We start from the raw sequence: 22518 nt of genomic DNA, 5'->3' as shown, positions 1-22518 counted from the left end.
GTGCCTCGTCCAACAAGCCGGAACTGGTCGTCGTCATCGAGAGCCCGGTCTCCGAAGCCCGCATGCGCGAGATGTTCAAGGCGATGGATGCGATCCTGCGCGAGAACAGGGAAGTCGGTGCCTATAACCAGACGATCTGATGGAGCTTCTCATGTCGCAGCCGATCATCCGGCCCGTCATCCTCTGCGGCGGCTCCGGCACGCGGCTCTGGCCGCTCTCGCGCGAGGCCTTTCCGAAGCAGTTCGCGCCCATCATCGGCAAGCGCTCCACCTTTCAGGAAACGCTATTGCGCGTGAAGGACCCGGCTGTTTTTGGAAAGCCGCTCGTCATCACCAACCGGTCGCATCGCTTCGTGGTCGAGCGCCAGCTGGCCGAGATCGGCATCGCGGCGGATATCCTGCTTGAGCCGATGGCGCGGGATTCGGGCCCGGCCGTGCTGGCTACGGCGCTCTACCTTCATCGCCAAACCCCCGATGCGCTTGCCCTGATGCTGGCGGCGGATCACCTCGTGCTGAAGCCCAAAGCCTTTGTCGAAGCGGTGGTTGCCGGTCGGGCCGTGGCCGCTGCCGGCGGCATCGTCACCTTCGGCATCCTCCCCACCTCGCCCGCCACCGGCTATGGCTATATCGATCCGGGCGAGGAAAGCGGCGCGGGCCTGCGCGCCGTGCGGCGTTTCGTCGAGAAGCCGGATGCCCGGCGCGCGCTGGAATATGTCGCCTCGGGTTATCTTTGGAACTCGGGCAACTTCCTCTTCGCTCCTTCCACCGTGATCGGCGAATACCGTGACAGCCAGCCCGAATGCGTGAACCATGTCGAGGCGGCGCTGGCTGAGGCCAGCGTCGATCTCGAGGTTCCCACGCTTAACGAGGAGCACTTCGCCAAGGCGCGCAAGATCGCCTTCGATATCGCGGTGATGGAAAAGACCCGCCATGCCCATGTCGTTGCCGGAGATTTCGGCTGGTCCGATATCGGGGATTGGAACGCGCTCTGGGAGGTTTCCGAAAAGGATGGCGCCGGCAATGCAGGGCAGGGGCCAGTGCTGATGGTGGAGACCGAGGGCAGCTATGTCTCGACCGAGGATCAGCTTGTCGCGACCCTCGGCGTGAAGGATCTCGTGGTCGTCGCCACGCGCGACGCGGTGCTTGTGGCCGATCGGCACAAGGTCGGGCAGGTGAAGCAGCTGGTCGAGCGCCTGAAGCAGGATGGCCGGCCGGAAGCCTCCCACCACGCGCGCGTCTTCCGCCCCTGGGGCTGGTATCAGACGCTCGTCCTGCAGGATCGCTCGCAGGTGAAGCGCATTGTCGTCTATCCCGGCGGAAAACTGTCGCTGCAGAAGCATTTCCATCGCTCCGAGCATTGGGTCGTCGTGCGCGGCACGGCGCGCGTCACCATTGGCGACAAGACAGAAGATCTCATCGAGAACCAGTCCGCCTACATCCCCAGCGGGGTCGTGCATCGGCTCGAGAATCCCGGCCGGATCGATGTTGAGATCATCGAGGTGCAGACTGGCAGCTATCTCGGCGAGGATGACATCGTGCGGCTTCAGGATATCTACAGCCGCGCGGGCACCGCCTGAGCCCAAGCCGATGGCTTGCAAAGCCTCGCCATTCCTGAATTTTGCGATGGCGTTCCGCTGACCTGCCATCGGCAATCTCTTGTCGCTCCGCGCGCCATCGCCGACCATCTGCCGCAGTTCATTCTCGCCGCGACGCGCACCACACCGGCGCGGCGTGGCGTTCGTCGGTCGCGGCGACGGGTCAGGCATCCCGCGCGATTGCAAGCCGCTCCTTGAGCGCGCGCAATTCGTTGCGCGTCTCCTTCAATGCGGCCCAGAGCACGGGGATCAGCTGGTCCGGCCGCAGCCATTGGCGGCTCTCGTGATCAGCGGAATCCTCGAGGCCCCAGACGCCAAAATCGAGCCCGGCGCCATCAAGCGCCGCCTTGATGTCCTGCGCGAGGAAACCGGCCTGAAGCCGTGAATCGCCCTCCGCATCCTGCTTCCAGCGGAACAGCACGGGTTCGACCGCGTCGAGCAGGGCGAGGGCAGAGGCCTTGCGCAAGGGCGATTCCACGATTTTCTCTCGCGCATCCGAGGTCTGGATGGTGCCGGTCGCCGACCAGATTGCCTGGAACCGGGCACCCGCGCCCCCAAGCCGGGAGACATTGTCAGCCAGAGGCACGAAATGCCCCGAACTGTCGAGCGCCAGGCGCTCGGTTCCGCCGGTGCCGAAACGCAGGCTTCCCGTTCCATTGGTCATCAGCCGGAGGTTGCCGGTTGTCACGCTCTGGATGGTCACCTGCGTCGGTGAAACGCTCATGGCATCATGCCAGGCCGTGCCATCCGCGCTCACCTTCACCAGAAAGGCATCGCTGCCCGTAAGGCCGAATTCCGCGCGGCCTGAATAGCCGGTCTGGAACACGAGGCTCGCGGTATTGGCCGGCGCCGTCTTGTTGACGACCATCCGGTGATTGCCACCCTCCTGGTCGAAACGGCTCACCGCCGAGTTCACGGCGAAGCGGGTTGTCGCATCCGCCATCGTCCCGATTCCGAGCCGCGTCATGTTCTGCAGTTCGGTCACCGCCGAACGCCATGTGCCGCCTTTGAAGATCTGGACCGCATCCACCGCATCGACCCAGGCAAGCCAGCCCTCGCGCGGCGTGAAGAACTGCCAGCCGCCATCGAACCAGCCGGCAATCTGCCCCGTCTTCGAGGTCCATGCGCCGCCGGCCCCCGCGGGCACCGCATAGCAATCTCCCTCCGTCGGGGTAGGGGGCGGAGTGGTGGTCGCCGTCGATTTCAGCACGAGCTGGCATAAGGCATCGAGCGATCGCAGCGCCTCGTTCAAGGTCACGTGCTTCTGGGCCTGGCCCGCGGCGAGATAGGGCAATTGAAGGCGGGGCGTGAGGCTCATCGGGGGCTCCTCCGGGGAAAACGCGATGGAGCCAAGCTAGGCGCTCCCTGAAAGGGGGGGATAAGTGCCGAACCCACGCAGACCGGCGCGATTGACTTTGCAGACTCCTGGCTGGCAGGCTCTGGTCATTCGAGGCTTGAACCGCTATCGCACCCGTCGAGCAGGAACAGCCCCGGCGAAGGCGATCGATCGGAATGACCAAAACAGCACTCATCACCGGCATCACGGGCCAGGACGGCGCCTATCTTGCGGAATTGCTGCTCGCCAAGGGCTACCGGGTGCATGGCGTGAAGCGTCGTTCCTCTTCCTTCAACACCGGGCGGATCGATCACCTCTATCAGGATCCGCATGAGCGCGACATTCGCCTGAAGCTGCATTACGGCGACATGACCGACGCGACGAACCTCATCCGCATCGTGCAGGAGACGCAGCCCGACGAGATCTACAATCTCGCGGCACAATCCCATGTGCAGGTGAGCTTCGAGACCGCCGAATACACAGCCAATGCCGATGCCATCGGCACGCTTCGTCTGCTGGAAGCGATCCGCATCCTGAAGCTCGAGGGCAAGGCACGCTTCTACCAGGCCTCGACCTCGGAACTCTATGGCAAGGCCCAGGAAGTGCCGCAGAGCGAGAAGACACCGTTCTATCCTCGCAGCCCTTACGCCGCCGCCAAACTCTATGCCTACTGGATTACCGTGAATTATCGCGAGGCCTATGGCATCCATGCCTCGAACGGAATTCTCTTCAACCATGAGAGCCCGTTGCGCGGCGAAACCTTCGTCACGCGGAAGATCACCCGCGCCGTGGCTTCCATCCATCACGGCCTGCAGGATGTGCTCTATCTCGGCAATCTCGACGCCATGCGCGACTGGGGCCATGCGCGCGATTATGTCGAGGGCATGTGGCGCATTCTCCAGCAGCCGCAGGGCGATGATTACGTGCTTGCGACCGGTGAAGCCCACACCGTGCGCGAATTCGTGGAGCGCGCCTTCGCGGAAACCGGCGTCACCATTGTCTGGGAAGGCTCGGGCGTGACGGAGATCGGTCGCGATGCGAAAACCGGCGCGGTGCGCGTTGAGATCGATCCGCGCTATTTCCGCCCCACGGAGGTGGATCTCTTGCTGGGCGATCCTTCCAAGGCCCGTCATGTGCTCGGCTGGAAGCACAAGACCACTTTCCCTGATCTTGTGAAGGACATGATGCGGTCCGATCTCGATGTGGTTCTCCGCGAGCACAACCGGCAGGATCGCGATGCCTGAGGCGCTGTTCCCGCTGGCTGGAAAAAGCGTCTTCGTCGCGGGCCATCGCGGCATGGTGGGGCAGGCGCTGGTGCGCGCTCTGAAGGCACGCGGCATCGAGCCGATTGTCGCGAGCCGCGCCGAACTCGATCTCGAAAATCAGGCTGAGACCGAACGCTGGTTCGCAAGAAACCGCCCGCAGGTCGTTCTGCTCGCGGCCGCCCATGTCGGGGGCATTCTGGCGAACAACAGCTTTCCGCGCGATTTCCTTTACAGGAACGTGATGATCGCCGCGAATGTCATTGAGGCTGCGCATCGCCATGGCGTGGAGAAACTCGTCAATCTCGGCTCTTCCTGCATCTACCCGAAATTCGCGGAACAGCCCATCCGCGAGGAAAGCCTGCTCACCGGCAGCCTCGAACCCACCAACGAGTGGTATGCGATTGCAAAGATCACAGCGATCAAGCTGGCGCAGAGCTATCGCCGGCAATTCGGCGCGGACATGATCTCGCTGATGCCTTCGAACCTCTATGGTCCCGGCGACAATTACCACCCCGAGAACAGCCATGTGCTGCCCGCGCTCATCCGCCGTTTCCATGAGGCGAAGGAGGCGGGCGCGAAATCCGTCACGCTCTGGGGCAGCGGCACGCCGCGCCGGGAATTCCTGTTCGTGGATGATCTCGCGGAGAGCACGCTCTTCGCGACTGAACATTATTCCGGCGAGGGGCATCTCAATGTCGGCACCGGCACGGATGTGACCATCACGGAACTGGCGGGCCTCATCGCGAAGGTCGTGGGTTTCGAAGGCGCGGTCGACCATGACCAATCGAAACCGGACGGCACACCGCGCAAGCTGATGGATGTCTCGAAGCTCGCCGAACTCGGCTGGCACGCGAAAACCTCTCTCGAGGAGGGTATTCGGCTGGCCTATGCCGACTTCCGCGCGGGCGGCGGGCGCAACCGATAAGGGGCAGGACCCTAACCCCCGATGAGCTTCTCGCGCTTCAGGATCAGCGAGGCCGTGACGACGAGCGCCGCGACACCGGCGATGAGCAAGGTCGAGATCGCGTTGATTTCCGGGCTCACGCCAAGGCGCACGGCCGAGTAGATGCGCATGGGCAGCGTCGTGGCGCCCGGCCCGGTCGCGAAGCTCGCGATCACGAGATCATCGAGCGAGAGCGTGAAGGCCAGGAGCCACCCGGCGATGATTGCCGGCAGCGCGAGCGGCAGGGTGATGGTCATGGTCACGCGCCACGGGCTCGCGCCGAGATCCTGCGCGGCTTCCTCGAGACTGCGATCGAGCGTCGCAAGCCGCGCCTGCACGATCATGGTCACGAAGCAGAGCGTCAGCGTCGCATGCGCCAGCGTCACCGTCGCGAAGCCGCGCTCCACATTCAGCGCCACGAAGAGCAGCAGCAGCGAGAGGCCGGTGATCACCTCGGGCATGACCATCGGCGCAGCGATCAGCCCGCCGAAGAGCAGTTTCGCGCGGCCCGGTCGCGCCCGTTCCAGCGCCAGAGCGGCCAGGGTGCCGAGCACGGTCGCGATGGTCGCCGAAGCAATGGCCAAGCCCAGAGAAAGCAAGGCTGCGTCCTTCAGCGCCTGGTTCTGCAACAGGCTCGCATACCATTGCGTGGAAAAACCGCCCCAGACCGTCACCAGTCGCGAGGCGTTGAAGGAATAGAGAATGAGAATGCCGATCGGCACATAGAGGAACAGCAGCCCGGCAATCAGCGCGAGCGCATGGACGAGACGGAAGCCTTTCATCGGCTCGTCTCCTTCCGTTGGGTGATACTGCGGAGCATCATCATCGGCAGGATGATGAAGGCAAGAAGGCTCACGGCCACGGCGGAAGCCAGAGGCCAATCGCGGTTCGAGAAGAACTCGGTCCAGAGCACGCGGCCGATCATTAGCGTCTCCGAGCCACCAAGCAGATCGGGGATCACGAATTCGCCGATTCCGGGAACGAAGACGAGGAAGCAACCGGCAAGAATGCCGGGCTTTGCCAGCGGCACGGTGATGGTGAAAAAGCGCGTGAGCGGCTTCGCCCCGAGATCCGCAGCGGCCTCGATCAGGCTGCGATCCATCTTTTCGAGAACCGCGTAGATCGGCAGCACCATGAAGGGCAGGTAGGCATAGACCATGCCGATCAGCACGGCTGTTTCGGTATTGAGCAGACGCAGCGGCTCGCCGGTGAGGCCGATGCCCATCAGCACCCGATCAAGCAAGCCCTCGGGCCGCAGGATTGCCATCCACGCATAGACGCGGATGAGAAAGGAGGTCCAGAACGGCAGGATGACGAGCAGAACCAGCAGGTTCTGCCAGCGTTTCGGGGCGCGTGTGATGGCATAGGCGAGGGGGAAGCCGATCAGAAGCGCGATGAGCGTTGCCATCCCTGCGATGCGGATCGCCGTGAGAAACGCATCAAGATAAAGGTTGTCTTCCCAGAGTGTGCCGAACGCCTCGAAATCGAGCCCCGCCAGGAACTCGCCGATCTGCCCGAAGCCCGGCCAATGCGGCGCATAGGGCGGCACCGCGCGCGCGGCATCCGACAGCGATATCCGCAGGACCATCAGGAAGGGCAGCACGAAGAACGCCCCGAGCCAAAGGATCGGCGCGAGCGCGGCAAGCCATGCGCGCTGGTCGCCCTTCACGTCGCGCCATCCAGCAGGATCGGCGCCTCGATATCCCACGAGAGCCAGACGGGATCATCCCAGCCGATGGGGCGCTCCGAGCGGCGTGTGCGATTGGTGACGCCCACGCGGACAATCGCGCCATCGGCAAGTTTCACCTGCACCATGGTCATGTCGCCGAGATAGCCGATATCCCAGACGATGCCCTCGACGCGGTTCACGCCTTCATGCGGCGGGGTGAAGCCGAGGGTGATCTTCTCGGGGCGCAGGCCCACATCCACGCGGGTACCGGGCGCGGGTTTCTCGCCCTCGTCATCGAGTTCGATGGTGCCGATAGTGGGGTGCAGCAGCGTCACCACCTCGCCCTCGACCTTCGTGACGGTCGCCTCGAAGATGGTGATGTCGCCCACGAATTCGGCCACCGCGCGCGTCTGAGGCGCTTCATAGATCTCCGCTGGTGTGCCGACCTGCGCGAGGCGACCCTTTCCCATCACGCCGATGCGATGGGCCATGGTCATGGCCTCGTCCTGGTCATGCGTGACCATCAGGAAGGCGAGGCCGAGCTTCTCCTGCAGGGCCACGAGTTCGAATTGCGTCTCCTCGCGCAGCTTGCGGTCCAGTGCACCGAGAGGTTCGTCGAGCAGCAGCACGCGCGGCCGCTTGGCGATGGCGCGCGCGAGCGCCACGCGCTGCTTCTGCCCGCCGGAGAGTTGATCCGGTCGGCGCCTGCCGAAATCCGCGAGGCGCACCAGGCTCAGCACTTCCTCCACCCGCGCCGCGATCTCTGCCCTGGGCAGCCCCTCCTGCTTCAGGCCATAGGCGATGTTCTCCGCCACATTCATGTGCGGAAACAGCGCGTAGGATTGGAACATCAGGTTCGTGGGCCGCTGATGGGCGGGCACGCCGAGCACGCTTCGGCCATCCAGCAGGATATCGCCCGAGGTCGGCTCCTCGAAGCCCGCGAGCATGCGCATCAACGTTGTCTTCCCGCAGCCGGAGGGACCCAGAAGGGCGAAGAACTCGCGCGGGTAGAGATCGAGATTCACCCCCGCCACGGCTTCCACCGCGCCGAAGGATTTCCGCACATTGCAAAACGAGACGAGCGGTTTCGCGCCCGGATCAAGCCACGGCGCGAAACTCGATCGCACCGGGCCTGCGGCGCGCTCAATGCTCATGATGCGGGAAACCGACCGGTGAGGAAGCGCATCATCGGCCCGTCTTCACGCGCGTCCAGAGGCGGTTCACCACCCGCTGGGTTTTCTCGTCAAAGGGCGTGATGGTGTAGAGCCGCGCCAGCGTCTCCGCACTCGGGTAGATGCCGGGGTCCTTGAGGATCTCCGGCGGGATATGCTTCTGCGCCGAGAGGTTCGGCGAGGCATATTGGATGAAGACCGAGTTGCTGGCCGAGACTTCCGGGCGGTTCAGGTAGTCGATCAGCTTGTAGGCTGCTTCCTTGTTCGCGGCATCCGCCGGGATCACGAAGCTGTCGAACCACATCAGCGCGCCCTCTCTCGGAATGGAATAGCCGATCTCGACGCCGTTCCTGGCTTCCGCCGCGCGCTTCTTTGCCTGAAGCACGTCACCCGAATAGCCCACCGCGAGGCAGATATCGCCATTGGCGAGCGCGGTGATGTATTCGGAGGAATGGAATTTCTGGATATGCGGCTTGATTTTCGCCAGAAGATCCGCGGCCTTGCGCAGGTCACCTTCGGCCTTTGAATCCGGGTCGAGGCCGAGATAACGGAGCGCCGCCGGGAACATTTCCTCCGTCGCTTCGAGCACGTGCACGCCGCAGGAAGCGAGTTTCGAGACCTTTGCGGGATCGAACAGGATCGACCAGCTATCGACCTGCGCTTGCGGGCCGAGCTTCTCGCGCACCTTCTTCAGATTGTAGCCGAGGCCCGTGGTGCCCCACATGTAATTGACCGCGAACCTGTTGCCGGGATCGTATTTCGCCAGGCGGCCCACGATATCGGGCCAAAGATGCGAGAGGTTCGGCAGCCTCGATTTATCGAGTTCGGTGTAGAGCTTCAGCGGGATGTGCCGCGGCAGGAACGATGCAGTGACCACCACGAGGTCATAACCGCTCTTGCCGGTGACAAGCTTCGTCTCCACCGTCTCCATCTGGTCGAAGGTATCGTAGATCACCTTGATGCCGGTTTCGCGCGTGAAGGCGTCGAGAACGGCGGGGTTGATGTAATCCGACCAGTTATAGACGCGCACCTCGCCCTGCGCCTTCGCGGCCAGGGCTGACAGCATGAAGGTCAGACCGGCCACCAGCCCGCGTCCAATCGAGAACCCGTTCATCGCGTTTCACCTCCAAGGGAAAAACGTGGCGAGAGCGCCAACAGTCGGGAAGAATAGCGCCTCGCGCCCGGCTGAAAAGGGCGTTCGGGTTATGCCAGAGGGAAAAATGCCGGGACGGCGATGCGAGACGCGCCGGAATTGACGCATCGGTTGCGCGCCACTATCTCTGTTTGGAGCCTAGGGGAGCCCTGGCCAGCCGCATCACGCGGCCTTCGGGGCTGAGAAGTCCGCGAGATCCGGAAAACCGGAGGCGCGGCGACCCTTCGAACCTGATCCGGATCATGCCGGCGAAGGGATGGCGCGCATGGCCCGTCAGGTCGTCGCACTCTCAAGCCCTCAATCCGGATCTCTGACTCGAACGGAGATCCGCCATGATGTTTCTGAACAATCTCACGCGCCGTGCTTTCCCGGCGCTGATCGCGGGCCTGCTGGCCCTGCCGGCCTTCGCGCAAGCACCGAAGACGCAGTTGCAGGTCTATACGACCCTGCTTCCGGAGAGCCTCGCCGAGTTCAAGAGCGCATTCGAGGCCGAGAACCCGAATATCGAGATCGTCTGGCGCCGCGAATCCACGGGCACGCTGACCGCGCGCATCATCGCGGAAGCCGAGCAGGCGCGCGGCGATGTCATCTGGGGTCTCGCCGTCACCTCGATGCTTGATTTCAAGCGGCGCGGCATTCTTGAGCCCTATGCGCCGAAGAACCTCGCGGCGCTGCGGCCGAATTTCCGCGACAGCGAGGCCGTGCCGCACTGGATCGGCATGGAAGCCTGGGTAGCGGCGATCTGCTTCAACACCATCGAGGCCGAGAAGCAGAACCTTCCGCGTCCGCAGAGCTGGTTCGACCTGCTGAACCCTGTTTACAAGGGCAAGATCGTCTTCTCCGATCCTGCGGCCTCGGGCACGGGCTATTTCCATGTCTCGGCCTTCCTGCAGCTCTTCGGCGAGGCGAAGGGGTGGGAATTCATGGAGGGGCTGCACAGGAACATCGCGGTCTACGAGCCCTCGGGCACGCGGCCCTGCCGCCATGCCGCGACGGGCGAATACCCGATCGGCATCTCCTATGAGCTCGCGGGCATGATGGAGAAGGACAAGGGCGCGCCCATCGACATCCTCGTGATGAAGGAGGGCGGCGGCTGGGACATGGATACCGCCGCGATCCTCAAGGGCACGAAGAACCTCGAAGCCGCCAAGGCGCTGATGGATTTTGCCGCGAGCCGGAAGGCCAACGAACTCTACGCCAGGTGGGTGCCGCTCACGGCCATCGAGGGCGTCGCCCCGCCGCCCAGGAATTATCCGGCGGGGGTCGCGGCTTCGATGATCCGAAACGATTTCGTCTGGGCGATGGAGAACCGCGATCGCATTCTTGGCGAGTGGCAGAAGCGCTTCGCAAAGCGCTGAGGCTCATTCCTTCTCGGGCAGATCACGCAGGAAACCGAGCCCCAGGAAATAGATGCCGCCGGCCAGCAACACCGCTTTGGTGGCGAGGCCGGGGGCAAGCCGATCCACGATGATCGACCACACCGCCGCCACGCTCCATGTCGCGAGCGCGGCCATGGTCATGGGGCGCCAGCGCTTCACGCGCACGGGGTGCACGAACACCACGGGCAGGAACATCATCGCCGTGAGAATGATCACGATGACCAGCGCCAGCCAGGCCGGTGGCAGAAACACCACGATGTAGAAAACCACCACGTTCCACACGGCCGGAAAGCCGAGGAACCACCAATCATGCGTTTTCATCTTGGTGTCTGCGAAATAGAGCGCCGAGCCGATGGTGATGATCAGGCCCATCGCGAGGCCATAGGGCTGCGGCATGATTTCCGGGCGCAGCAGGATCGCCGCCGGCACGAAGACGTAGGTGATGAAATCGACCACGAGATCGAGCACCGCGCCATCATAGCGCGAGGCGGTCTCGATCACGTTCAGTCGCCGCGCCATCGGGCCATCCGCGGCATCGACGATCAGCGCCACGGCCAGCCAGCCGAAACATGCCACGATATGCCCGGAAATCGCGGCTTCCAGGGCGAGAAAACCAAGCGCCGCCCCGAGTGCCGTGAAAACGTGCACGCCATAGGCCATGACATGGACCGGTCCTTTCTTCCCGGCCTTGTCCCGCTCTATTGTCGCCACGCCCCCAACTCCGTCACTGAAAATCTCGTATATTCGCATAACACCCTTGGCACCACCCGCCAATCCGGGGGGCTTCAGGTTCCGAACCCGCCACCGGGCGAAAAATGCGAGACGATCTGATGGCGCGCGGCCGGATAATGCAGCGTCACGGCGGTGACGATCACGCCCCCTTGCCATGTGCGCCGGTCAATCACGAGGCAGGCCGCCCCCTTGGGCATGGCGAGCCGCCGCGCCAGCGAGGGTGAGGCGATATCCGCCCGGATGATGTGCTCGGCATCGGTCCAGGGCACTTCGTTGAGGAGCCAGGTGCCGGGCGGGGTCTCGGAGAAATCGGCGCTTGCCGCATCCGGCACGATCGCGAGGTTCATCAGCCGGTGTTCGACCGCGTAAGGAAGGTCATCGGCGTAATGCACGAGCTGGAGCGCGAGGATTTCCGTCACTGGTTCGCCCAGCCGTGCGAGGTCGGCGGCATCGGGTGCGCGCCTTGCCCGGGAGAGGATCTCGCAGCGATAGGCGCGACCGGAGGCGGCGATCTCCGCCTTGAGATCGTGGATCTTCAGCACGGTCTGCGCCGTGCGCGGCATTGCCACCTGCGAACCCGCGCGCCGGCGGCGCTGGATCAGCCCCTCGCTCGCCAGCGCCGAGAGCGCCTTGCTCACGGTCATGCGCGAGCAACCATAGAGCTCCTTGAGTTCATGCTCGGAGGGGATGGCATCGCCCGGCCGCAATTCGCCCGAAGCGATGCGATTCTGGATATCACGCCGGATCTCCAGGTAGCGGGGGAGGGCGATGTCGTCCAATGGTCCGCTCCGATGATGCGCGTCAGATCATGCCGGCCAGACGGTGGATGACCTTCCGGTAGGCCGCGGCGACAGCCTCGTGCCGGTGATGCCGGCCCTGGTCCACGACCGGTTTTCCAGCCGCATAAACGCGGTCGATCAGCGCATGGCCGCCCGCGAAAATGTAGGAATCGAGCGCGAAATCGCCATCTCGGCCCGCGAGATCGGGGGCCTCCGGGTCGAGCGTCACGAAGTCGGCCCGCGCTCCGGGCGTGATCCCCATCGGTCGCCCGAGTGCCTGGGCACCGCCTGCGAGAGCGCGATCATGCAGGAGGCGGCCGGTGGAAAGCCCCGGCAGGCTCATCGCATTGCGCACCCGGCGCGCAAGACGCTGGCTGTATTCCAGCATGCGCAACTCGCCAGCCGCGCTGATCTCGACATTCGAATCCGTGCCAACGCCGAAACGCCCGCCGCTCGCGAGGAAATCCATGCCGGGAAAGGTTCCATCACCGAGATTGGCCTCGGTGATGGGGCAGAGCCCCGCCACCGCGCCGGATCGCGCGAGGGCCTGCACTTCGCCCTCGGTGAGATGCGTCGCATGGATCAGGCACCAGCGCTCGTCCACGGGCTGGTTGGCGAGAAGCCATTCCACCGGGCGTTTCCCGCTCCAGGCGAGGCAATCCTGCACTTCCTTCATCTGCTCGGCGACATGGATATGCGCCGGCCCGGTTGGAAAGGCAGCGACCAGGGCGTCCAGCTCATCCGGCATCGCGGCGCGCAGGGAATGGGGTGCAAAGCCGAGCACCGCCTGCGGCAGGCCGGAAATCGCCCGCCCGCTCGCCTCCATGAGGCGCGCGAAACCCCTGAGGTCCGAGATGAAGCGCCGCTGGCCGGAATTCGGAGCCTGCCCGCCGAATCCGCCATGGGCATAGAAGACCGGCAGAAGCGTGAGCGCGATGCCCGTTTCGGACGCCGCCGCGGCGATCCGCTCGGCATTTTCCGCAGGGTTGGCATAGGGCGTCCCATCCGGCTGGTGATGCAGGTAGTGGAACTCGCCCACCGCCGTGAACCCGCGCTCCAGCATCTCCATGAAAGCGAAGGCGGCGATGGTCTCGACATCCTCGGCCGTGATTGCGCCGAGGAAGCGATACATCACCTCGCGCCAGGTCCAGAAGCTGTCATCCGATTGGCCGCGCCGCTCCGCGAGCCCCGCCATGCCGCGCTGGAAGCTGTGCGAATGCAGGCTTGCAAGGCCGGGCAGGGCGATCTCCCCCTCGGTTGAGGCGGCCTTGACGCCGGTCTCGACCCGCGTGATGAGGCCCGCCTCGTGATGAATGGCCACCCCGTTCGCCCAGCCCGCGGGCAGCAGCGCCTGACCGAAATGGAGCACCGGCATCGGTTCACTCTCCGCCTCTCAATTTCCGCTGGACTTTAGTGCGAGCGCCTTCTTATGTATAGACAAAAGAGGTGCTGTCGTGTCAGCGGATCCTGTGTTTCGCAACGCCCGCCTGGTGACCATGGCCGGGGAGGGCATGGGGATCATCGAACGCGGCGCGGTCGTCGTGGCCGGCGGGCGGATCGTCTTTGCCGGGGCGGAAAACGACCTGCCGACCGGCCTTGCGGCGAATGAAATCATTGACTGCGAAGGCCGCGTTGTCACGCCCGGCCTCATCGATTGCCACACCCATCTCGTCTTCGGGGGAAATCGCGCCCGCGAGTTCGAGATGCGGCTCGATGGCGCGAGCTACGAGGAGATCGCCCGCGCGGGCGGCGGCATTCTCTCCACGGTGCGCGCCACGCGCGCCGCGAGCGAGGATGAGCTCGTCGCCTCTGCGCTTCCCCGCCTCGATGCCCTCATGAGCGAGGGTGTGACCACGGTCGAGATCAAGTCGGGCTATGGGCTGACGGTCGCGGATGAAGCGAAAACCCTGCGCGCGGCGCGCCGCCTCGGCACGCTGCGGCCTGTTTCGGTGTTGACGACGGCGCTTGGCGCGCATGCCATCCCACCGGAATTCGCTGGCCGCTCCGGCGATTACATCGATCACGTCATCGCCGAGCAATTGCCGGCGCTCGTCGCGGAAAACCTCGCGGATGCGGTCGATGCCTTCTCGGAGGGCATCGCCTTCTCGCCCGAGGAGGTGGATCGCCTCTTCACCGCCGCGCGCCGCATGGGCCTGCCAGTGAAGCTCCATGCCGACCAGCTCTCGAACCTCCACGGCGCGGCACTCGCGGCAAGGCACGGCGCATTTTCGGCGGATCACCTCGAATATACCGATGCCGAGGGTGCGGCCGCGATGGCCAGGGCCGGAACGGTTGCCGTGCTGCTGCCCGGGGCGTTCTATTTCCTGCGCGAGAAGCAATTGCCGCCCATCTCCGCCTTCCGCGCGGCGGGGACGCGCATGGCGCTCGCGACCGATTGCAATCCCGGTTCCTCGCCGCTCACCTCGCCGCTGCTGACCATGAACATGGCGGCGACGCTTTTCCGCATGACGGTCGGCGAGTGCCTCGCGGGTTTCACGCGCGAGGCGGCGCGCGCGCTGGGGAAACTCGGTGAGGTCGGCACGCTGGAGGCCGGCAAATGGGCCGATCTCGCGATCTGGTCGGTCGAGAGCCCGGCGGAGCTGGTCTATCGCATGGGGTTCGACCCGCTCCATCAACGCATCCGGAGGGGCCAATGAGCGTCATGCTCACGCCTGGAAAAGCAGGATATCCGGCGTTTCGAGCCATTCTGGATGGTGCGGCGGCGCGACTTGATCCTGCAGCCTTGCCGCGCATCGAAGCCGCCGCGGCGATTGTCGCGAAGGCCGCGGCGAGTGATGCGGCGGTCTACGGCATCAATACCGGCTTTGGCAAGCTCGCCTCGAAGCGCATTCCTGCGCAGGATACGGCAACGCTGCAACGCAATCTCATCCTCTCGCATTGCTGCGGCATGGGAGAGCCCACGCCAGCGCCGGTCGTGCGCCTCATGATGGCGCTGAAACTCCTCAGCCTCGGGCGTGGTGCCTCGGGTGTCCGTCCCGTGGTCATCCGCCAGATCGAGGCGTTTCTGGAGGCTGGAATCGTGCCGCTGGTGCCCGCTCAGGGCTCCGTGGGTGCCTCGGGCGATCTCGCTCCGCTGGCGCACTTCACCGCCGCCATGATGGGCGAGGGCGAGGCCTTTCTGGGCGACAAGCGGATGCCCGCCGCCGAAGCCCTGGCGAAGACGGGCCTCACTCCGCTGGTTCTCGGCCCGAAGGAAGGGCTCGCGCTGATCAACGGCACACAGTTTTCCACCGCCCATGCCATCGCTGCGGCCCTGCAAGCGGAACGGCTTGCCCTTTCGGCGCTGGTCACCGGCGCGCTCTCGACCGATGCCGCCATGGCTTCCACCACGCCGTTCCGGCCGGAGATTCATGCCCTGCGCGGCCTTCCGGGCCAGATCGAAGCGGCGGAAACGCTGATGCTGCTGCTGGAGGGCAGCGAAATCCGCGAGGCGCATCTTGAAGGCGACGAGCGCGTGCAGGACCCCTATTGCCTGCGCTGCCAGCCGCAGGTGACGGGCGCTGCGCTGGGCCTCATCCGCGAGGCCATGCGCACGCTGGTTGTCGAAGCCAATGCGGCGACCGACAACCCCCTCGTGCTGGTGGAAACGGGAGAGATCGTTTCCGGCGGCAATTTTCATGCCGAGCCCGTGGCCTTCGCCGCCGATCAGATCGCGCTGGCGATTTCCGAAATCGGTGCGATCTCCGAGCGCCGCATCGCGACCCTCGTGGACCCGGCGCTGAATTTCGGCCTGCCGCCGTTCCTCACGCCGGCACCGGGACTGAACTCCGGCTTCATGATTGCGGAGGTCACGGCAGCGGCGATCTTCGCCGAGAACAAGCAGCGCGCAACGCCGGCTTCGATCGATTCCACGCCCACCTCCGCCAATCAGGAGGACCATGTCTCCATGGCCGCGCATGGGGCGCGTCGGCTCCATGAGATGAACATCAATCTCGCGCGGATTCTGGGCATCGAAATGCTCGTTGCCGTGCAGGGCATCGACCTGAGGAAACGGGGCGCGGGGCTGGAGGGCCTGAAGGGCGGTGCTGCCTCCGCGCATGCGTTGCGCACGGGTCCGCGACTGGAGCGCGTGGTCGAGGAGCTCCGTGCCCATGTGCCCGCGCTGGCCGAGGACCGCTTCATGGCCGATGACCTTGCTCTCTCCGCCCATCTGATCGCCTGTGGCGCGACACTTCATGCCGCCGGGCTTGCGACGATCGAGAGCGAAGGCTGAGCGATGTTCACGCTGCCGGATCACTGGCTGACGGTGCGACAGGGAAACGCGCCGCTTGTCATCAGCCTGCCGCATACCGGCCGCGACCTGCCGCCGGAACTCGCGGCTCGCGTCGTCTCGCCCTGGCTCGCGCGGAAGGATTGCGACTGGTGGATCGATGATCTCTACGCCTTCGCGGCCGGTCTCGATGCCACGATCATTCATACTTCGCTCTCACGCACGCTGATCGACGTGAACCGCGACCCCTCCGGCGTCTCCCTCTATCCCGGACAGGCGACGACCGAGCTCTGCCCGTCGACCACCTTCGATGGCGAGCTGCTTTATCAGCCAGGGCAGGTGCCCGATCCGGCAGAGGTCGAGCTGCGGCGCAAGCTCGCCTTCGACCCCTATCACGCGGCGCTTGCGGGCGAGCTTCAGCGCCTGCGCGCGCAGCACGCCAGCGTGGTGCTCTATGATTGCCACTCGATCCGCTCGGTGATCCCCCGGCTGTTCGAAGGGGAATTGCCACAGTTCAACATCGGCACGCATTCGGGTGCCGCCTGCGATCCGCGTCTTGCGGGCGAGATTGAAAAGCTCTGCGATCAGAGCGGCGGGAGCCGCGTCACCAACGGGCGGTTCAAGGGTGGTTACATCACGCGTAATTATGGCAAGCCCGAAGCCGGCATCCATGCCGTGCAGATGGAACTCGCCTGCCGTGGCTACATGCGCGAACCGATGCCCGAGGTGAGCGAGGCCAACTGGCCCGGCGCCTATGATCCCGCCTATGCCGCGCCGATCCGCGCGACGCTTTCCTCGATCCTCCAAGCCTGCCTTGCCTTCGCGAAAGGGGCCTGATCCCATGAATCGTCTCGACCATTCCCGTCTCGACAATTCCCGCGTGATCCGCGCGCCGCGCGGCCTCGATCTCTCGGCCAAGAGCTGGCTCACCGAAGCGCCGATGCGCATGCTCATGAACAACCTCGACCCCGATGTGGCCGAGAAGCCCGGCGAACTCGTGGTCTATGGCGGCATCGGCCGTGCCGCGCGCGACTGGGACAGCTTCGACAGGATCGTCGCCGCGCTGAAGAAGCTCGAGGCGGATGAGACGCTCCTCGTGCAATCGGGCAAGCCGGTGGGTGTGTTCCGCACCCATGCGGACGCGCCGCGCGTGCTCATCGCCAATTCGAACCTCGTGCCGCGCTGGGCGACCTGGGAGCATTTCAACGCGCTCGATAAGAAGGGCCTCATGATGTATGGCCAGATGACCGCCGGCTCGTGGATCTATATCGGCACGCAGGGCATCGTTCAGGGCACCTACGAGACCTTCGTGGAAATGGGTCGCCAGCATTATGGCGGCGACCTCTCGGGCCGCTGGATCCTCACGGCGGGCCTCGGCGGCATGGGCGGCGCGCAGCCCCTCGCGGCCACGATGGCCGGGGCTTCCTGCCTTGCGGTGGAATGCCGCCCCTCCTCCATCGAATTCCGCCTGCGCACCGGCTATCTCGACGTGAAGGCCGACACGCTGGATGAGGCGCTGGAGATCATCCGCCGCGCCTCGGCCGAGAAGAAGGCAATCTCGGTTGGTCTCCTCGGCAATGCGGCGGATCTCTTCCCCGAACTCGTCAGACGCGGCATCCGCCCGGATTGCGTGACCGACCAGACCTCCGCGCATGATCCCGTGCACGGCTATCTGCCGCAGGGCTGGACGCTCGCGGATTGGGAAGCCAGGCAGGCGAGTGACCCCGGGGGCGTGACGGCCGCGGCGAAGAAGAGCATGGCGGCGCATGTCCGCGCCATGCTCGATTTCCACAGGATGGGTGTCCCCACGGTCGATTACGGCAACAACATCCGCCAGATGGCGCTCGAAGAGGGCGTCGCCGACGCCTTCGATTTTCCGGGCTTCGTGCCGGCCTATATTCGCCCGCTCTTCTGCAAGGGGATTGGCCCCTTCCGCTGGTGCGCGCTCTCCGGCGACCCGGAAGACATCTATCGCACCGACGAGAAGGTGAAGGAGCTGCTGCCCGACAACAAGCATCTCCACAACTGGCTCGACATGGCGAAAAAGCGCATCAAGTTCCAGGGATTGCCGGCGCGCATCTGCTGGGTGGGGCTGGGCGATCGTCACCGGCTCGGCCTCGCCTTCAACGAGATGGTTGCGAAGGGCGAACTCAAGGCGCCGATCGTGATCGGGCGCGATCACCTCGATTCCGGCTCCGTCGCCTCGCCCAATCGCGAGACGGAAGCCATGCGCGACGGTTCGGATGCGGTGTCGGACTGGCCGCTCCTCAACGCGCTGCTCAATTGCGCAAGTGGTGCCACCTGGGTGTCGCTGCACCATGGCGGCGGCGTGGGCATGGGGTTTTCGCAGCATTCGGGCATGGTGATCTGCTGCGACGGCACCGAGGATGCCGCGCGCCGCATCGCCCGCGTGCTCTGGAACGACCCCGCGACGGGCGTGATGCGCCATGCCGATGCCGGTTATGACACCGCGCTTCAATGCGCCCGCGAGCATCAATTGAATTTGCCGGGCATCCTGTGATGCGCCTGCTCAAGGCTTCGGAACGCGCGGCTCGCCCCTGGAAGAACGGGGGCGGGGTGACCTTCGATGTTGCGAGCTTTCCGGAGAATGCGACGCTCGACAGCTTCGCGTGGCGCATCTCCATTGCCGAGGTCGCGACTGATGGGCCGTTCTCGCGCTTCGAGGGCATCGACCGCTCGACGGCCATTCTCGCCGGCGAAGGGTTCCGCCTCACCTTCGGCGATGGCCGCGTGGAAAACCTGCGTCTCGATGCGCCCGCTTTCGCCTATCCCGGCGATATAGCCACCGATTGCATCCTGCTCGGCGGGCCGGTGCGCGATCTCAACGTGATGACCCGGCGCGGGGTCTATCGCCATCGCCTGAGGTTGGTGAGCGGGGATTGCGTGGTGGAATGCGAGGCGGTGCTCGTCTGCCCGCGCGGTGCGGCGCGGATCACCACCGCAGGGCGCGCGACCATCACCCTGCATGAAAACGACGCGGTGGTTCTCTCAAGCCAGCGGTTCCACGGCGATGAACCGGTCTGGCTCGTGGAGCTGATACCGGTTTAGAGCGGCCTCCGATCTGATCGAATCAGATCCTGCGCTCACTCTTCTTGTTTTCGCATCCGCTTTTTTACGCCAACCGGTATCCACTTGGCGGACGGATGCTCTAATGCGCCGCCGCGAGCACGGCCTCGCTACGGATTTCCTCTGTCAGCCGGGCCTTGAGCGCGGAGAATTCCGGCGCGGTTTTCAGCGTGTAATGCCGGGGATGCGGCAGGGTGATCGGCAGATCGGCCTTGATGCGTCCGGGACGCGCGCTCATCACCAGGCAGCGCGTTGCGAGGAAGATCGCCTCCTCGATGTCATGGGTCACGAAGATCACGGTTTTCTGCTCGCGCTCCCAGATGCCGAGCAGCAATTCCTGCATCAGCGCGCGGGTCTGGTTGTCGAGCGCGCCGAAAGGTTCGTCGAGCAGCAAAACGCCAGGATCATTGGCGAGCGCGCGGGCAATCGCCGTGCGCTGCTGCATGCCGCCGGAAAGCTGCTTCGGATAATGGTTCTCGAAGCCCTTGAGGCCCACTTTGTCGATGTAGCTCGCGACGATCGCGCGGCTCTCGCGCTCGGGCATGCCCTTCTCATGCAAGCCGAAGGCGATGTTCTGCGACACCGTGAGCCATGGAAACAGCGTGTAGCTCTGGAAGACCATCCCCCGATCCGCACCCGGCCCCTCGACCTTGCGGCCATCGAGCAGGACCTGCCCGGAAGTGGGTCGATCAAGCCCCGCGACCATGCGCAACAGCGTGGATTTCCCGCAGCCCGAGGGGCCGAGAAGCGTCACGAATTCATTGTTGCCGATCACGAGATCGGTCGGCTGCAGCGCGGTCACCGGCTTGCCCCCGCGCACGCCCGGGAAAATGCGCCCCAGCCCCTCGACTACCAGCTTGCTCACGCCAGCCTCTCTTCTTACACTGGCCTGCTCATGCAAGCCTCTCTTCTTACACTGGCTTGCTCATGCAAGCCTCCAGGGAAACAGCTTCGCGTTCAGGAACTTGAACAGGAAGTCGGAAATGAGCCCGATGATGCCGATGATGATGATGCCGAAGATCATCTGGCCCGTAGCGAGCAGGGCCTGGCTGTCGATGATCATGTGGCCGATGCCGCTGGAGGAACCGATCAGTTCCGCCACGATCACATAGGTCCAGGCCCAGCCGAGCACGAGGCGGAGGATTTCCGCGATTTCCGGCGCATTCATCGGGATCATCACCCGGCCCACGATGCCGGCATCCTTGGCACCGAGCGTATAGGCCGCCTCCACGAGGTCGCGGCGCGTGTTGCCCACCACCACGGCGACCATCAGGATGATCTGGAACACCGAGCCGATGAAGATCACCAGCAACTTCTGCGTCTCCCCGATGCCCGCCCAGAGGATCAGCAGCGGCACGAAGGCCGAGGCCGGCAGGTAGCGCGCGAAGGAGACGAAGGGTTCGAGGAACGCCTCCACCGGCTTGTAGGCGCCCATCAGGATGCCGAGCGGCACCGCCACGATCGCCGCGAGCACGAAGCCGCCGACCACGCGCCAGATGGTGATGGCGATATCCTCCGCGAAACCGAATTTCGTCAGCAGCAGCCAGCCATCCTTCACCATGGTGATGGGGTCGGCGAGGAACGTCTTCGACACATATCCGCCAAGCGTGGCGACGGCCCAGGCCGCGAAGAACAGCACGAAGAAGGCGAGACCAAGCAGGATCTTGCGTCCTTCGGAGATGGGTTCAAGCGGCCGCATGGCGCTTCTCTTCCTTCACGCGCCGGGCAAGGGCCTGCCACGGCGCGATGTCCCAGTGGGATGTGGCGAGCCCAGAAGTCGAGGGCAGCACATGGGTTTCGATGCCGCAGAACCGCTCATCGAGCAGGCCGAAGCGAAGGTTCCGGCGCCCCAGGGCCAGCTCAGCAGCGTTCTTGCTGGTGAAGGCAAGGTATTGCGGCCGATGGCGTTCGAGACTCGCCCTGAGCCGGTCAATGTGAAGTTCAGCCGCCGAAAGCGTGGAATCCTGCCCGGAGGAGGATTTGGCGAGATCGGTCAGGCCGATTCCGAGGGGCAGCAGAAGCCGGTATTCATCGGCTGCGAAGAGGCGGGGGGTGAGCCCCACCTCGTGCAGGGTGCGCCAGAAGCGGTTGCCCGGCTTCGCGTAATAGGCCTGCCGGGCGGCGGAGGCGAGGCCGGGGCGGGTGCCGCAGAAGACGATGCGAAGGCCATCGGCAAGAAGGTCTTCGAGAACATCTCCCATGGCGCGCCCCGCTTCCGAACCTTACTGGATGAAGCGCGTATCGGCGAGTTTCGTGAGATCCGGCACCGACTTGATGATGCCGAGTTCGAGCAGGAGATCCGCCGCTTCCTTCGAGAATTCCGCATGCGGGCCCGCGAAGAACACCTTGTTCGCGGCCCTGTCCTGCCAGCGCAGAAACTTCGCGCTATCCGCGAATTGCTGCGCGGTCTGGCGCACATCGGCACCCATGATGGTGAAGGCCTTTTCCTGCTCCTTCGCGATCATCTCGAGGGCCTCGAAATAGCTGTCCACGAGGGCTCTCACGGCCTTCTCGTTCTCGGCGATGAATTTCGGCGTGCAGCCGAAGGTGTCCATCACCATGGGGTAATCGAGCGTGGTCGCGATGATCTTTCCGGCCTGTGGCGCGTTGCGCACCGCCGAGAGGAAGGGCTCGTAGGTCATCGCCACGTCATTCTGGCCGGCAATGAAGGCCTGCGCAGCAGGTCCCGGCTCCATGTTAACGACGGTGACGTCCTTCACCGAAAGTCCGTTCTTCTTCAAAAACCAGGCGAGGGTGAAATAGGGCGCGGTGCCGGGCGCGGAGGCCGCGACTGTCTTTCCCTTGATCTCCTTGATCGAATTGATGTTGTTCCTCACGGCCATGCCATCCGCGCCATAGCTCTTGTCAAGCTGGAACAGTTGTGTCGTCGCCACGCCATTGGCGTTCCAGACAATCCAGGTTTCCACGGTGGTCGCCGCGCACTGGATGTCACCGGAAGCAATCGCCAGATGGCGGGAGGCCTGCGGGATCTTCTTGATGGTCACGTCGAGGCCGTTCCTCGCGAAGATCCCGGCTTCCTTCGCGAGCGTGAGCGGCGCAAACCCGGTCCAGCCGGAGATGCCGATCGAAACCTTGGTCTGGGCCGAAGCCGGAGCCGCGAGCCCGGCGGCGAGGAGGAGGGCGGCAAGGCGAAGCTTGTTCATGACGGTCTCCCTGA

General features: G+C 64.6%; 21 protein-coding genes and 1 riboswitch. Of the genes, 9 read left to right on the top strand and 12 right to left on the bottom strand.

The annotated features are described in order from the left end of the window. Positions 1 to 151 precede the first annotated feature (151 nt). Positions 152 to 1576: a mannose-1-phosphate guanylyltransferase/mannose-6-phosphate isomerase gene (locus ACKODO_RS00430; protein ID WP_408981483.1), complete on the top strand. Its 1425-nt coding sequence runs from the start codon at positions 152 to 154 to the stop codon at positions 1574 to 1576. Between the two features lie 181 nt (positions 1577 to 1757). On the opposite strand, the gene ACKODO_RS00425 is transcribed toward ACKODO_RS00430, so the two are convergent. Beyond that, complete coding sequence (locus ACKODO_RS00425; RefSeq protein WP_408981482.1) at positions 1758 to 2912, bottom strand: DUF2793 domain-containing protein; 1155 nt, start codon at positions 2910 to 2912, stop codon at positions 1758 to 1760. Positions 2913 to 3106: 194 nt separating this feature from the next. Here ACKODO_RS00425 and gmd point away from each other — a divergent pair, with 194 nt between their 5' ends. Beyond that, a complete protein-coding gene (gene gmd, locus ACKODO_RS00420) occupies positions 3107 to 4174 on the top strand; it encodes a GDP-mannose 4,6-dehydratase (protein ID WP_408981481.1) in 1068 nt (355 codons plus the stop codon). Continuing rightward, positions 4167 to 5120, top strand: coding sequence for a GDP-L-fucose synthase family protein (locus tag ACKODO_RS00415; RefSeq protein WP_408981480.1), 954 nt, complete (start codon positions 4167 to 4169; stop codon positions 5118 to 5120). The genes gmd and ACKODO_RS00415 overlap by 8 nt, the downstream gene beginning before the upstream one ends. 11 nt (positions 5121 to 5131) lie before the next feature. Here ACKODO_RS00415 and ACKODO_RS00410 read toward each other — a convergent pair whose 3' ends face one another. Genes ACKODO_RS00410 through ACKODO_RS00395 form a run of 4 tightly spaced genes read right to left on the bottom strand, consistent with a single transcriptional unit; the run spans position 5132 to position 9093 of the window. Continuing rightward, positions 5132 to 5920: an ABC transporter permease gene (locus tag ACKODO_RS00410; protein ID WP_408981479.1), complete on the bottom strand. Its 789-nt coding sequence runs from the start codon at positions 5918 to 5920 to the stop codon at positions 5132 to 5134. Then, positions 5917 to 6807, bottom strand: a complete 891-nt coding sequence (locus ACKODO_RS00405; protein WP_408981478.1) for an ABC transporter permease — start codon at positions 6805 to 6807, stop codon at positions 5917 to 5919. The genes ACKODO_RS00410 and ACKODO_RS00405 overlap by 4 nt, the downstream gene beginning before the upstream one ends. Continuing rightward, on the bottom strand, positions 6804 to 7955 hold the full coding sequence (locus ACKODO_RS00400) for an ABC transporter ATP-binding protein (RefSeq protein ID WP_408981485.1): 1152 nt from the start codon (positions 7953 to 7955) through the stop codon (positions 6804 to 6806). Before ACKODO_RS00400 ends, ACKODO_RS00405 begins: the two co-directional genes overlap by 4 nt. A 37-nt stretch (positions 7956 to 7992) precedes the next feature. Then, positions 7993 to 9093 carry a polyamine ABC transporter substrate-binding protein gene (locus ACKODO_RS00395; protein WP_408981477.1) on the bottom strand — a complete coding sequence of 367 codons (1101 nt, stop codon included), beginning with the start codon at positions 9091 to 9093 and terminating at the stop codon, positions 7993 to 7995. 169 nt (positions 9094 to 9262) lie between these two features. Continuing rightward, positions 9263 to 9406: riboswitch (TPP riboswitch) on the top strand. A 58-nt stretch (positions 9407 to 9464) separates the two neighbouring features. On the opposite strand from ACKODO_RS00395, the gene ACKODO_RS00390 reads away from it, so the two are divergent. Then, the gene (locus ACKODO_RS00390) at positions 9465 to 10490 is read left to right on the top strand and encodes a putative 2-aminoethylphosphonate ABC transporter substrate-binding protein (protein ID WP_408981476.1); all 1026 of its coding nucleotides are present in this window, start codon (positions 9465 to 9467) and stop codon (positions 10488 to 10490) included. A gap of 3 nt (positions 10491 to 10493) precedes the next feature. Here the strand turns inward: ACKODO_RS00390 and ACKODO_RS00385 are convergent, their stop codons facing one another. The 3 genes from ACKODO_RS00385 to ACKODO_RS00375 form a co-directional block, all read right to left on the bottom strand. Beyond that, the gene (locus ACKODO_RS00385; protein ID WP_408981475.1) at positions 10494 to 11222 is read right to left on the bottom strand and encodes a CDP-alcohol phosphatidyltransferase family protein; all 729 of its coding nucleotides are present in this window, start codon (positions 11220 to 11222) and stop codon (positions 10494 to 10496) included. Positions 11223 to 11296: 74 nt separating this feature from the next. Continuing rightward, positions 11297 to 12022: a histidine utilization repressor gene (gene hutC, locus ACKODO_RS00380; protein WP_408981474.1), complete on the bottom strand. Its 726-nt coding sequence runs from the start codon at positions 12020 to 12022 to the stop codon at positions 11297 to 11299. Positions 12023 to 12044: 22 nt separating this feature from the next. Beyond that, positions 12045 to 13397, bottom strand: coding sequence for a formimidoylglutamate deiminase (locus ACKODO_RS00375; protein WP_408981473.1), 1353 nt, complete (start codon positions 13395 to 13397; stop codon positions 12045 to 12047). A gap of 121 nt (positions 13398 to 13518) precedes the next feature. Between ACKODO_RS00375 and hutI the strand changes: the two genes are divergently transcribed. Genes hutI through ACKODO_RS00350 form a run of 5 tightly spaced genes read left to right on the top strand, consistent with a single transcriptional unit; the run spans position 13519 to position 19322 of the window. Further along, entirely contained in the window at positions 13519 to 14679 is a 1161-nt protein-coding gene (hutI, locus tag ACKODO_RS00370; protein WP_408981484.1) for an imidazolonepropionase, read from the top strand. After that, complete coding sequence (gene hutH / locus ACKODO_RS00365) at positions 14676 to 16256, top strand: histidine ammonia-lyase (RefSeq protein WP_408981472.1); 1581 nt, start codon at positions 14676 to 14678, stop codon at positions 16254 to 16256. The genes hutI and hutH overlap by 4 nt, the downstream gene beginning before the upstream one ends. A 3-nt stretch (positions 16257 to 16259) precedes the next feature. Next, complete coding sequence (hutG, locus tag ACKODO_RS00360) at positions 16260 to 17090, top strand: N-formylglutamate deformylase (protein ID WP_408981471.1); 831 nt, start codon at positions 16260 to 16262, stop codon at positions 17088 to 17090. A gap of 4 nt (positions 17091 to 17094) precedes the next feature. Further along, positions 17095 to 18774, top strand: a complete 1680-nt coding sequence (hutU, locus tag ACKODO_RS00355; protein ID WP_408981470.1) for a urocanate hydratase — start codon at positions 17095 to 17097, stop codon at positions 18772 to 18774. Further along, on the top strand, positions 18774 to 19322 hold the full coding sequence (locus ACKODO_RS00350) for a HutD family protein (protein WP_408981469.1): 549 nt from the start codon (positions 18774 to 18776) through the stop codon (positions 19320 to 19322). The genes hutU and ACKODO_RS00350 overlap by 1 nt, the downstream gene beginning before the upstream one ends. Positions 19323 to 19422: 100 nt before the next feature. Here the strand turns inward: ACKODO_RS00350 and ACKODO_RS00345 are convergent, their stop codons facing one another. The 4 genes from ACKODO_RS00345 to ACKODO_RS00330 are packed head-to-tail and all read right to left on the bottom strand — an operon-like array spanning position 19423 to position 22504. Further along, the gene (locus tag ACKODO_RS00345; protein ID WP_408981468.1) at positions 19423 to 20205 is read right to left on the bottom strand and encodes an ABC transporter ATP-binding protein; all 783 of its coding nucleotides are present in this window, start codon (positions 20203 to 20205) and stop codon (positions 19423 to 19425) included. 60 nt (positions 20206 to 20265) lie between these two features. Continuing rightward, positions 20266 to 21039 carry an ABC transporter permease gene (locus tag ACKODO_RS00340; protein WP_408981467.1) on the bottom strand — a complete coding sequence of 258 codons (774 nt, stop codon included), beginning with the start codon at positions 21037 to 21039 and terminating at the stop codon, positions 20266 to 20268. After that, entirely contained in the window at positions 21026 to 21541 is a 516-nt protein-coding gene (locus ACKODO_RS00335) for a mismatch-specific DNA-glycosylase (protein ID WP_408981466.1), read from the bottom strand. The genes ACKODO_RS00340 and ACKODO_RS00335 overlap by 14 nt, the downstream gene beginning before the upstream one ends. 21 nt (positions 21542 to 21562) lie before the next feature. Next, positions 21563 to 22504, bottom strand: coding sequence for an ABC transporter substrate-binding protein (locus ACKODO_RS00330; RefSeq protein WP_408981465.1), 942 nt, complete (start codon positions 22502 to 22504; stop codon positions 21563 to 21565). Positions 22505 to 22518: the final 14 nt, after the last annotated feature.

Origin of the sequence: Rhabdaerophilum sp. (assembly GCF_046092605.1) — a bacterium.
Lineage (GTDB): Bacteria > Pseudomonadota > Alphaproteobacteria > Rhizobiales > Beijerinckiaceae > Rhabdaerophilum.
The sequence above is the reverse complement of the archived record's forward strand: the minus strand, read 5'-3'. Positions and strand labels throughout refer to the sequence as shown.

Excerpts from the sequence above, each read along its gene's own strand:
- ACKODO_RS00430 (WP_408981483.1), top strand. The coding sequence starts at position 152 with ATGTCGCAGCCGATCATCCGGCCCGTCATCCTCTGCGGCGGCTCCGGC.
- ACKODO_RS00425 (WP_408981482.1), bottom strand. The coding sequence starts at position 2,912 with ATGAGCCTCACGCCCCGCCTTCAATTGCCCTATCTCGCCGCGGGCCAG.
- gmd (WP_408981481.1), top strand. The coding sequence starts at position 3,107 with ATGACCAAAACAGCACTCATCACCGGCATCACGGGCCAGGACGGCGCC.
- ACKODO_RS00415 (WP_408981480.1), top strand. The coding sequence starts at position 4,167 with ATGCCTGAGGCGCTGTTCCCGCTGGCTGGAAAAAGCGTCTTCGTCGCG.
- ACKODO_RS00410 (WP_408981479.1), bottom strand. The coding sequence starts at position 5,920 with ATGAAAGGCTTCCGTCTCGTCCATGCGCTCGCGCTGATTGCCGGGCTG.
- ACKODO_RS00395 (WP_408981477.1), bottom strand. The coding sequence starts at position 9,093 with ATGAACGGGTTCTCGATTGGACGCGGGCTGGTGGCCGGTCTGACCTTC.
- ACKODO_RS00390 (WP_408981476.1), top strand. The coding sequence starts at position 9,465 with ATGATGTTTCTGAACAATCTCACGCGCCGTGCTTTCCCGGCGCTGATC.
- ACKODO_RS00375 (WP_408981473.1), bottom strand. The coding sequence starts at position 13,397 with ATGCCGGTGCTCCATTTCGGTCAGGCGCTGCTGCCCGCGGGCTGGGCG.
- hutI (WP_408981484.1), top strand. The coding sequence starts at position 13,519 with ATGGCCGGGGAGGGCATGGGGATCATCGAACGCGGCGCGGTCGTCGTG.
- hutH (WP_408981472.1), top strand. The coding sequence starts at position 14,676 with ATGAGCGTCATGCTCACGCCTGGAAAAGCAGGATATCCGGCGTTTCGA.
- hutG (WP_408981471.1), top strand. The coding sequence starts at position 16,260 with ATGTTCACGCTGCCGGATCACTGGCTGACGGTGCGACAGGGAAACGCG.
- hutU (WP_408981470.1), top strand. The coding sequence starts at position 17,095 with ATGAATCGTCTCGACCATTCCCGTCTCGACAATTCCCGCGTGATCCGC.
- ACKODO_RS00350 (WP_408981469.1), top strand. The coding sequence starts at position 18,774 with ATGCGCCTGCTCAAGGCTTCGGAACGCGCGGCTCGCCCCTGGAAGAAC.
- ACKODO_RS00340 (WP_408981467.1), bottom strand. The coding sequence starts at position 21,039 with ATGCGGCCGCTTGAACCCATCTCCGAAGGACGCAAGATCCTGCTTGGT.
- ACKODO_RS00335 (WP_408981466.1), bottom strand. The coding sequence starts at position 21,541 with ATGGGAGATGTTCTCGAAGACCTTCTTGCCGATGGCCTTCGCATCGTC.
- ACKODO_RS00330 (WP_408981465.1), bottom strand. The coding sequence starts at position 22,504 with ATGAACAAGCTTCGCCTTGCCGCCCTCCTCCTCGCCGCCGGGCTCGCG.